Genomic DNA, 10765 nt, shown 5'->3' with positions numbered 1-10765 from the left:
AGCAGCAGGTCACTGCCGTTTTGTCCTTCAAAGCGGTCATCGCCCGCACCGCCGTCAATGGTATCGTTGCCGGCATTGGCGAGAACAGTGTCAGCGCCATTTGCGCCGCTTTGAGTGTTGTCGACAAACAGGTCATCGCCTCCGCCCAAAAAGACGGAATCCCGACCGTTGCCCCCAACCACAGTGTCGTCACCATTGCCGCCGAGCAGCGTGTCAAAGCCGCTGCCGCCAAGGATCATGTCATCGCCGTTTCCACCAAGAACACTGTCTGCATCAAGACCGCCATCCAGATGGTCCGCGCCGTTTTGCCCTAAAAGGATGTCGGCGCCTTGGCTGCCGTTAATGCTATCGTTGCCTGCACCTGCAGTGATGATGTTGTCTGCAACATTGCCTGTCACCCTGTCATTGCCAGTGCCTAGAACTGCATTCTCGATCAAGGTGCCGCGCGCGATTCCAAGAATGCCATTGAACCCTGCCAAATCCGAAAGCTGCGCGTCACGCATGTCCAGCCGGGCCGCACTTGTTAGGAATCCGAACTCAAACGTGTCTTCGCCATCGCGATCATAGACCGTAAAGGCCATCAGATTGCCATCCAGATTGGCGGATGTTGCCCCTGTGGCCAACCAATCGAACACCTCGTCCAGATAATTGCCCAGATTAGACCCTTCGCCGTAGGTGGTGGCGCCTGCAGTAGCCGAATTGGCGTCTGGCGCGCCATAGAGATTCTGAACGGCAAGAATATCCGCCATCATCGCCCCGGCCGGATAAGCAAAGGCGGCATTAATATGGGTGTTCTCTGTCTGGCTGAAGTAGGACATGACAGACAGCTGCCAACTGTCATTTAAAAACGCGTTGTCGCGGCCATAGGATGCATTGCCGTTGTAATTGCCCTGATGACCCAATCCAATGGCGTGCCCAATTTCGTGCACATAGGTCAGGAAAGAATAGCTATCAAGCGTGGTGCCGTTGTCGTCCAGCCAACTTTCCGCGACGTTCAATTCCACCCCCGTGGTGCGATCACCGTCTAGGATACTGGTTGACCCAGTGTTTGGCGCATAAGCGAACGCACCGCCATCTTCGTCGTCCATAGTGATCATCTCACCGTTGGCAACTTCGACAAAGTCGAGATCGACCACCATTTCCCACGCTTCCATCGCCCACCGGGCAAGCTGCTGGCCAGCCGCGGTCAACCCATCAAGGTTCACGGTGATCTCGTTTGAAGTGCTGGTGTTAAATGTAAGTTCTGATCCGCCCCAAAATCCTTCGGTCAGTTGCAGCGCGAGGTCATCCAACGACCCCTCAACAGCCGGTTCCGGTGGGGCTGTTTCGGTCACGCTCAACCTGTAGGTTCCAGTTTCGAAAGAAAAGGCATCTGCCTCGATGTAAAAGGTTCCGCTAGAGCTTGCGGTGAATATCAGCTCGGAATCTAACGACTCATTGGCATCATCGTTTCGGGCCAATTCGCGACCCGATGCATCGTAAATCCGTACAAGAGGATCAGAAAGCGTCAGCCCGTCCAAGGAGATCGAATAGGTCTCTCCCTCGGTGAGAGAAATGCGCACCCAGTCTTCATCGCTGATCGAGCTAATGGTGCCGTTGAATGTATCGCCCACAGAGATGGTGTATGCTGTGTTCGTGGTCTCGGCAGCATCCGACCCTTCTGTGATCGCGCTGAACACCGGATCTCCATTTGGATGGCGGGCAGGATCAAACGTTTGGGTCATCATACATACCGTACACATAGCGGCAGTCCTTCTTACTGTTGCGGCGGGTCAAGACGCGTGGGGTGTTTTACTTTGGTAGTGCGGCAATCATTGCGCCTGTTCCTGCGACTAAGTCATCCATGGCCGCGCGATGTGCTGCGGGACCAGCCTGCAACAGAGTGAGATCAAAGTCCTGAGCGGGGCCGTTATATAATACGCTTTGCGGGCCAGTTTGCCACCACAACGCGATTGTTCCATTCCGAATGTCCAGACGCACCAACATGTCACCGACCTTTTTGGGGGCAGGGGCCGTCATAGGCACCCGGCGCAAGTTGCGACAAGGATTGCACCATATGCAGGCACAGGCTTTGCATCTGCGCACGCGGCACGTCCGGGGTTGAAACGGGGCAGGCGACGCGGATGATTTGACGTGCGGGGTTGCTTGCTTGCGCAGCGGAAATAGTCATCATCATCGCCCCCACACAGACGCAAATTGCAAAGTACGCTTTCATCATGGCACTACTTATAGTGGATAAGTTTGGCAAATATTAGACCAAAGCAATGTGGCTTACGAACTTAGCGGAAAGCCACCAGCCCGGCCAAGGTGGCGCTACAGGAGTTAGCTTGCCAGTAACGAGGCGGGGTGACACAAGAACACAACACATTGAAAGGGTTTGTAGATGAACATTTTGCTTGTTGGCGCAGGTCTATCTGGCGCTGTGATTGGGCGTACATTGGCCGAAGCCGGTCACCAGATCACCATCATCGATGGCCGCGACCATATCGGGGGCAATTGCCACACCGAACGTGACGCCGACACTGGCGTGATGGTCCATGTTTATGGCCCCCATATTTTTCACACCGATGACGAAGACGTCTGGAATTACGTCAACAGCTTCACCACCTTCATGCCGTATAAAAACCGGGTCAAAACCACGTCGCAGAAACAGGTCTTTTCCCTGCCCATCAACCTGCACACCATCAACCAGTACTATGGCAAAACCATGCGCCCCGACGAGGCGCGTGATTTCATCCAGAACGACATCGCAGACAGCACTATCACGGACCCCCAAACCTTCGAAGAACAAGCCCTGCGCTTTGTGGGCCCCGATCTCTATGATGCATTCTTTAAGGGTTACACCATCAAGCAATGGGGCGTGCAGCCCAGCGAATTGCCTGCCTCGATCCTGAAACGCTTGCCCGTGCGCTTCAACTATGACGACAACTATTTCTTCCACCGTTTTCAAGGCATGCCGGAAAACGGCTACACCCCAATGATTGCCGCAATCCTTGACCACCCGTCGATCACCGTAACCCTGAACACCATGTTTGACCCCGCCATGGCCGACGCCCATGACCACGTGTTCTATTCCGGGCCTCTTGATGGCTATTTCGACTATCAGCTTGGCCGCCTTGGGTATCGCACGCTGGACTTCGAAAAGTTCTCGGCCACGGGCGACTATCAGGGCTGCGCGGTCATGAACTATGGCGAAGTTGACGTGCCTTATACGCGCATCACCGAGCACAAGCATTTCTCGCCTTGGGAAGACCATGAAGGCACGGTGTGTTACCGCGAATTTTCACGCGCCTGCACGCCCGACGACATCCCCTATTATCCGATCCGTCAAGTCAAAGAAAAAGCGCTGTTGGGTGACTATCTCAAGCTGGCCGAAGACACGACGGGTGTCACGTTTGTCGGCCGCCTTGGCACCTATCGTTACCTTGATATGGATGTGACCATCCGCGAGGCAATGGACACAGCCGACGCGTTTCTTGCGGCGCAGGATGCAGGCACAGCCATGCCCGCCTTTGTCAAACCCCCGCTTTAATCAGAACGCGGCAGGATACGCAGTATGGATCAAAAACCGACCGTTTTTAACACAAAGGTCCTGCCGCAGCCCGCGGCAAAGGCACGTGTAAAATCGTTCCAAGCGGCCCATCCTGAAACCTTTGCACAACCAGCCGAGGCGATTACATATCTGCGATATATCTTCACGGATGCGCAGGGACTTTGGTGCTTTCGCCCAAACGGGAAAACTGGCACCACATCGACGCTGTTTTTTCTGTTTCATTTGACGTTCGGAATCCCTCTGAAGGCCGTTGTCAGAGATGAAAATTCCATCAACGAAGACCAAGCCGGGCACAGCCTGCACAAGGCCCGCGTTTTCTCAAGCGTGTGTGATTGCGGGACGGAATTGGACTTTGGTAGCTATCTTGCCCGCGCCTTGCGTTTGACGACGGTGCGGCATCCTTTTACCCGTGCGCTTTCGGGCTTTATCTATTTGTGCCGCGCACATGACATGAAAAGCGATCGGTTTCTGACGGAACGGCTTCGGATGTGTGCCTTGACCCAGTTTGATTGGGACAAACACGCTTATACTGTCGAAGGCTTTGAACGGTTTCTGACCTATCTGGAACAAGACCTAGCGCATCATGCCACCCGGCCAGTCGACAGTCATTTTCGCCCTCAGGTGTTAAACATCTTGCCCGACGTTTTCTGCCCTGACCTGATCGGGCGTTGCGAAGACCTGCCCACCTTCTTTGCTAACATCGCAGCACGTCTGGATCGTCCGGCGCCACAAGGTGCACTGGAAGCCAAACCTCGCAACACCCAGCAGATAAGCGACCGCGCTATCTTTGACACCCCAGACACGCGTCGCCGCGTCGGCCATATTTTCGCTGCCGATTTTCTAGCGTTTGGCTATGATCAATAACCCAACCCCCGCGCCAGGCTCATTCAGGGTCGCGTTCGGATGATCCGGACCTGTTATCGGGGGGACGCAACTGATACCGAGGCCTTCAGCTTTGGTCACAAGGATTTATTTTACCGATGCCTCTTATCGACTGGAACGGCAAACGCATCCTTTACATCCATGTGCCTAAGACCGGCGGCACTAGCATCGAAACATGGCTGAGCACGCTGGCGCCCCTGCAGTTGCACACCATCGGACAGCCCACAGCCCTGCGCTGCACCCCGCAACATTTGCAATATAAAGAAATCACAGCCCTGCTGGCGGCGGGGTCTTTTGACTATGCATTCATGAGCGTGCGCAATCCCTTTGCACGCCTTGCCAGTGAGTATCGCATGCGCGCCCAAGCACAGCAGGAAGGGTTCTGGGGGGCGGTGCAAAAGTTCCCCTATTGGCTTGAAACGTCACTAAACAAAGTCAAACGCGATCCCTTTGTTCTTGATAATCACATGCGCCCGCAGTGGGAATTCACCGGGAATGATGTCGAAGTGTTCCGCCTTGAGGACGGGTTAGAGACAATGTTGGCACAAGTGGCGGACAAGATCGGGGCACCTGTCCCCGAAATCACGCCCCACAAAATGAACAGCCAATCCTTCCAACATGACGTCACATGGGAACGCGCGGATGTGACCCGAGTGCAGCAGTTTTACGCCGCCGACTTCACCGAATTCGATTATCCTACCGCCCTGCCGGGCCCGAAAGCCCGGCGCGAGTAGTTATTTTCCTGACATGATCCGCTTGACGGGGTCGCTGTCTTCCCAAGGCACGGACACGTCCGCATCATAGATGACTTCGCGCCCCTCTGACATCAGAGCCAGATATTTGCGGTATTCTTCGGCATTGTTGAAATGCTGCCCACGGGCGACCTCGTCCAGTGCCTTTTGGCGGAACTGGGCCGTGTATTTAAAGTGGGCAAAGATCAGCTCGGTCTCGCTTGGTTTGATATCACCCACATAGTGGAACCCCGCCGAAGGGCGCATCCAAGGCTGGTATTTCAACAAGGCGTACTTTTGGGCCACAAACAGTTCGGGGCGCGACCACGGCAGCAGACGATGGCGCAACGCGCTGGTCACAGTGTCGCTGTTTGAAAACGGACCCCGCCCAACATTTGCGCGCAAAAAGGGCGTCTGATCCACAAAACCAGCTTCTTTGAAAGGATCCCCAGAGGCAAAATCCGCCTCACTCAATGGACCCTGCGGATACATATCCAGCATATAGATCCGCGCGGCATCCACGTCTTTGAATGTTTTGCCCTCCAGCAGTTTGGGTAACGAGGTTCGTTTCCAATTTGGGTAAACCAACAGCTCGTCAGCGTCCACAATTAAGGACCAGCGCCCGACCCGAAGGTTGGCGATCAAAGTCATTTGCCAGGCAACGCCGTATTCTGACTCTCCGTAATTCGTATCAGCAGAGAACGTCACAACATCGGGTTGTTCCAGAAGATATTCCAGCGTTCCGTCATCCGAACAATTGTCCGCAATCAAAAAGGCTTTGACCCCCAGCTTGCGGTAATGGGCAAGGAAGTGGGGCAGCATGAACATCTCGTTGCGCATACAGGCAACAGCCGCCACGGGTTCCGCATTCAGCTTTTTCAGCTTGGCCTCTGGGCTGACCAGTTCAAGTAGGTTGGTGTTAAAGCCCAAGGAAATATTGGCATATGTGGGCCACAGCTTGCGCGGCCAAAGGCGCGGCTCTGTGAATGCTTTTGTCACCTCGGCTTGGGTCTTATGTGTGTCTAGATGTACCAGATGCACACCGCTAAGCGGACTGGGTTGGAAACTATTTTCCCACAGCGAAACCGGAACCGCATCGGAATATGTCCGGCGTTGTATAGAACTGCGGTAATCTTCGCTTGATGGGGTGATCCCCTCCAAAGCCAACAGATCGCCGACAAGCTTGTCTTCCATAAACGACGAGCGGATGATTTGTTGCCCTTCGCGCTTTTGAGATGCGTTGATGGCGGCCTGCATGGTGCGGCGGCTTAGCAAATAGCCGGACCCACCATCACAATAGGTTGTTGGCTCGGGGGATTTGTCCAGTTCCTTTGTGCCTCGCTCGGTGGCCGACTTTTCAAAATGCCAGGTCCGATTCATTCCACCGACATGGCGGTGAAGGGTCCTGCCGAAATAGTCATGCTTAAGGTAGTTTAGGTTGCCAAAGAACGTGGCCGGATCAAGGGCACAGTCATCGTCGATTTTATAAATATGCGTCGCGTCGGTATTCTTCAGCGCCCACTCAATAGCGGCCAATGTCTTTTGCGGCAGGCCTTCGTAACTGTCGGGCGCATCAAGATAGACAACATCGCCGTCCTTCTGGCCATCGCCATCCCCGACAACCACAACATAAGGAACGCCGTAATCTGCCAGTTGCGCAAGCCAGCTTTCCCGCATGGCTTGGACGCGGGTGTCCAAAAAGGGGCGGCACGAAAACACAACGACAAGTGTGCTATACAAAGGTGCCAACGCATGTTTGGACACCCCATTGCCCGAGAGTGCCATCTTGGCCGGCGTGGCATTTGGAAACAAACTAAGGGTCGACCGCGTAAGGGGCATACTGTCTGACGCCATTGCATGCAGTACCGCCAAAGCGGATTGCACAGCAGGACTGTTGAACATGTCCTGATGTTGCGATGTTGGAATGACGGATGACCGCAATTCGCCCACATGCGATAGCATGCGCATGGCAAGGTCGTCTTTCCCCTGTGCTTCCAACGCCGGAATCATACGCAAAGTCAGCCCAAGACCAATATATTTTGAGCGTTGCACAGATGTGCGGGTCAGATCGGAAATCACATCCTGCAATGTGATGCCAAGCGACGTTTCCGTGCCCCGGATCAGGGCAGGCAATGATTGCCCCAAACGCTCTTGTACGCCCAGATATGGCGAACGCGGCACTTTCGTATAAAGCCGCTGAACCGCGTGTCGGATCTCTGTTACGTTTTGCGCGCCAGCACCGTCTGGTGCGTTGGGTGCCGCAACCGCACGCACAACGGCATCGTCATAGTCGCTGGGGTTGGCATAAAGCATATCTTCGAGCTGCGCGGCCGAAGTCGCATGCAGGCCCGGGTTCACAAGTTCACGCATGTATCTGGTTGTGTCGCGATGCCCAAGGTCACGAAACGGGCGCAGCGCCTCTGTAATGGTTTCGATATCGCCGGGCTTGGCTTTTGCAAGACGTTCGAAATTCTTACCCGCACGCACCATTTGCGGCGGCGGCGTGAAACCTTCGGTTGCAACGCGTTCGTTCAAAAGTCGCCAGAATGTTGACGACAGTCCAAAGTTCTTCAATACGAAATTCGGGATCTGGTCTCTGAGGTAGTCGGCAAACCGGCTTGCGTTCACCGTCAGCACCACCGCCGTTTCTGTGAGCGCTTGGCAAGGGGTGCATTCCCAATACTGCCCTGATCGGCGTTCGATGAACTGTTGGAACACATAGACGATTTCTTCTATGGTTTTTTCGTTCGCCCTCAGATCAGTGCCCTTCAACGAGAACTGTAGCGCCCATGCAACGGCGGGTGTCGCCACCCAACCCCCGTCGGGTTCCGTAAGGGCCCAAAGCAGGTCTTTCATGTCGCTGTAACGCTTGTCCATAACCAGAAACGGTAGAATGCTGGAATTATGCCAGGCTTCTTTTTCTTGGGCGAAAGGTTCAGACAACCTTGGGAGGACAAAGGCGTACAAATCTTCAAAACTGTCCGCTGTGCAGAATGCTTCGGTGAGCGACAAAAACAGGGATTTTTCCACCTGTGGCGGTAAAGGGAAATCTTTCAACACATTTTGCAGAATTTCGATAAGCGGTTTGTCTTGCGTGTTGGCCGCCACTTGCATTCCAAACCGGCTTTGCGCTGTACGCAGCAACATTTGGTTTGGGTGCACCTTTGCCTCGAGTTCCGGGGCCAATTCCACGGCGCCAGCTTCTGATGTATCCAGATCATTGCGCAGCAAGTATTCCGACACACCATACAGCTGTGCGGCATCCATCAGAACACTCTTTGCCGCGTCCGATAGTTCAGCCAAGATATCGGCAAAGCGCACGTGTTCAACGGCCAAAAGCATATCGAATGTTGAAGGCCCAGAAGTCGCGCAAAGTGCCTCGATACGTCGCAGCAGAACACTGCGCGTCAGCTCCAAAGGATCCCCACACGGGATACCATTCGAGTACAAAGTAATCAGCAACGGCTTTTCGGAACCCTCGACACCTTCCCAGATGCGCCCAGGCAGGCTAGCAAAAACGCCAACGTGTGGGTCGGACTGACGGTATCGTTGCGCAATCTCAGGATAGGCCACAGGCGTAACCGGTATTGGCTCTTCTAGGTTTGTCACGATGACTGTAACGTCCTGATCGGGCAAACCTGGATCGACGCCCCAACCTTCGACATCCATAAAGCCAGCAATTGCCAACTGGCCTTCGCCTATGCGCGCCTCATTGGCTGGTCCGCCAATCAATACGCTCGCAGGGGTAATACCGCCGTTGTAGTTGACAGACTCAATGGTGCCGAGATTCGGAAACTCATCGTCAAAAGCGCAAATCTCGTAGTCGTTCAAAAATACGACAATACGGGCGTCATCAATCTTAATCAGAACCTTGTCGCCTACGAGTGCCAGGCTGACATCATGCAGAATCTCAGCCCCCCAAACCCCGTCTGCACGCAAGTTCACTGCAGCTTTACCCGTAGTTTGGCGCAGCGACATATGGAACAGGATGTTTTTGCGATCAGCTCCAAAAAAAGACATATTGGCGAATGCGTGTTCTGTAAAATCTACGGCAAACCCAAATTCTGCGCCGCCTTGCGTCTTAAATGCCAGCACACCCGTCTCCTCAAAATTCTATGCCAAAATACTATGCGCTGTTTGAACAAACTTGAATATGGATGCAATGGACCTTTACAGGCAATCGCGGAACACCTCTGCCGAAACCGGGTTCGAGACTTTGAAAATTGCACAAAAATCTTGCTTTGGATGCGCGAATGTAACGGATTAACAAAGGTGCCGCCTGCAATTTCAGCACCATAAGGCGCCAATAGTACGCTACACAATGACTATGGCCCAGCGAACCCTCCCGCGTTATGCATCTTTCAACACTCAAGCATCTGGAGACACGCGGGCCATGACAAAAATTGCAGTCGCCGGGATAGGCTATGTTGGCCTGTCAAATGCCGTCCTTTTGGCGCAACACAACACAGTTGTCGCCATCGATCTGGACGCATCACGGGTCGAAATGTTGAACGCCCGTCAATGCCCGATCATCGATGTCGAGCTTGAACAGTACCTTGCCGAAAAACCGCTGGACCTGACCGCCACATTGGACCCAAAGGCGGCCTTTCTGGATGCCGAATTTGTCATTGTCGCCACGCCCACCAATTACGACCCCCAGACCAACTTCTTTGACACCTCCAGCGTCGAGGCCGTGATCGCCCAAGTCATCGCGATTAACCCGGACGCCACCATTGTGATCAAATCGACAATCCCCGTTGGCTTTACCGACCGCATCAGCGCCGAGATGAACACCACACAGGTGATTTTCAGCCCCGAGTTCCTGCGTGAAGGGCGGGCTTTACATGACAACCTGCATCCTTCGCGCATCATTGTGGGCGAAGACAGCCCACGCGGCCACACATTCGCGTCGCTGCTTGCGCAAGGTGCCCAAGACGGCGATGTGCCGATCCTGTTTACCGGCGCTGCCGAAGCCGAAGCGATCAAGCTCTTTGCCAACACCTTTCTTGCAATGCGCGTGGCTTATTTCAACGAGTTGGACAGTTACGCGTTGGCCAGCGGGCTGCAATCACGTCAGATTATCGAAGGTGTGTGCATGGATCCACGCGTGGGCGATCACTACAACAATCCTTCCTTTGGCTATGGCGGTTATTGCCTGCCAAAAGATTCCAAACAGCTGTTGGCGAACTATGCGGATGTGCCGCAAAACCTGATGCACGCGATCGTCGAGGCCAACCGCACCCGCAAGGATTTTGTCGCGGAACAGATCCTAAAACAGGCCCCTAAAGTCGTCGGCATCTACCGTCTTGTGATGAAGGCTGGCTCGGACAACTTCCGACAAAGTTCAGTGCAAGGCATCATGAAGCGGATCAAGGCCAAAGGGGTGCAAGTGGTCGTCTATGAACCCGCCCTTGAAGACGCCGATTTCTTCGGCTCCGAAGTGGTGCGCGACCTCGACGCGTTCAAGGCGATGGCTGATGTGATCGTGGCCAACCGCGAAACGGATGAACTGGCGGATGTGTCCGACAAGGTCTTTACCCGCGATCTATTCGGCGCAAACTGATAGGTTAGAGACTGTTTTCGAGGGTATGCACTTAAC

Annotated in this window: 8 protein-coding genes; 4 read left to right on the top strand and 4 right to left on the bottom strand. The window is 54.2% G+C overall.

Annotated features, from left to right (window positions below; genetic code table 11):
* The 3 genes from ABJF76_RS09030 to ABJF76_RS09020 all read right to left on the bottom strand — a co-directional run.
* A partial coding sequence (locus ABJF76_RS09030) for a M10 family metallopeptidase C-terminal domain-containing protein (protein ID WP_348407246.1) occupies nucleotides 1-1742 on the bottom strand: 1742 nt, incomplete at its 3' end.
* A gap of 49 nt (nucleotides 1743-1791) precedes the next feature.
* Nucleotides 1792-1986, bottom strand: coding sequence for a hypothetical protein (locus tag ABJF76_RS09025; protein ID WP_413822561.1), 195 nt, complete (start codon nucleotides 1984-1986; stop codon nucleotides 1792-1794).
* 1 nt (nucleotide 1987) lies between these two features.
* Nucleotides 1988-2173 carry a hypothetical protein gene (locus ABJF76_RS09020; protein ID WP_413822560.1) on the bottom strand — a complete coding sequence of 62 codons (186 nt, stop codon included), beginning with the start codon at nucleotides 2171-2173 and terminating at the stop codon, nucleotides 1988-1990.
* 210 nt (nucleotides 2174-2383) lie between these two features.
* On the opposite strand from ABJF76_RS09020, the gene glf reads away from it, so the two are divergent.
* The 3 genes from glf (at nucleotide 2384) to ABJF76_RS09005 (ending at nucleotide 5169) form a co-directional block, all read left to right on the top strand.
* A complete protein-coding gene (gene glf, locus ABJF76_RS09015; protein WP_348336998.1) occupies nucleotides 2384-3532 on the top strand; it encodes a UDP-galactopyranose mutase in 1149 nt (382 codons plus the stop codon).
* Between the two features lie 24 nt (nucleotides 3533-3556).
* Entirely contained in the window at nucleotides 3557-4417 is an 861-nt protein-coding gene (locus tag ABJF76_RS09010; protein ID WP_348336997.1) for a sulfotransferase family 2 domain-containing protein, read from the top strand.
* A 116-nt stretch (nucleotides 4418-4533) separates the two neighbouring features.
* Nucleotides 4534-5169, top strand: a complete 636-nt coding sequence (locus ABJF76_RS09005) for a sulfotransferase family 2 domain-containing protein (RefSeq protein ID WP_348336996.1) — start codon at nucleotides 4534-4536, stop codon at nucleotides 5167-5169.
* Here the strand turns inward: ABJF76_RS09005 and ABJF76_RS09000 are convergent, their stop codons facing one another.
* Nucleotides 5170-9261, bottom strand: a complete 4092-nt coding sequence (locus tag ABJF76_RS09000; RefSeq protein ID WP_348407244.1) for a glycosyltransferase family 2 protein — start codon at nucleotides 9259-9261, stop codon at nucleotides 5170-5172. It abuts the gene before it with no gap.
* Between the two features lie 298 nt (nucleotides 9262-9559).
* On the opposite strand from ABJF76_RS09000, the gene ABJF76_RS08995 reads away from it, so the two are divergent.
* A complete protein-coding gene (locus ABJF76_RS08995; protein WP_348336923.1) occupies nucleotides 9560-10729 on the top strand; it encodes a nucleotide sugar dehydrogenase in 1170 nt (389 codons plus the stop codon).
* Nucleotides 10730-10765: the final 36 nt, after the last annotated feature.

Source organism: Tateyamaria sp. (genome assembly GCF_039940735.1).
GTDB lineage: Bacteria > Pseudomonadota > Alphaproteobacteria > Rhodobacterales > Rhodobacteraceae > Tateyamaria.
This window is presented reverse-complemented; position numbering and strand designations above follow the sequence as displayed.

Bases quoted from the DNA above. Each gene is read 5' to 3' on its own strand.
- ABJF76_RS09025 (WP_413822561.1), bottom strand. From the start codon at position 1,986: ATGTTGGTGCGTCTGGACATTCGGAATGGAACAATCGCGTTGTGGTGG.
- ABJF76_RS09020 (WP_413822560.1), bottom strand. From the start codon at position 2,173: ATGATGACTATTTCCGCTGCGCAAGCAAGCAACCCCGCACGTCAAATC.
- glf (WP_348336998.1), top strand. From the start codon at position 2,384: ATGAACATTTTGCTTGTTGGCGCAGGTCTATCTGGCGCTGTGATTGGG.
- ABJF76_RS09010 (WP_348336997.1), top strand. From the start codon at position 3,557: ATGGATCAAAAACCGACCGTTTTTAACACAAAGGTCCTGCCGCAGCCC.
- ABJF76_RS09005 (WP_348336996.1), top strand. From the start codon at position 4,534: ATGCCTCTTATCGACTGGAACGGCAAACGCATCCTTTACATCCATGTG.
- ABJF76_RS08995 (WP_348336923.1), top strand. From the start codon at position 9,560: ATGACAAAAATTGCAGTCGCCGGGATAGGCTATGTTGGCCTGTCAAAT.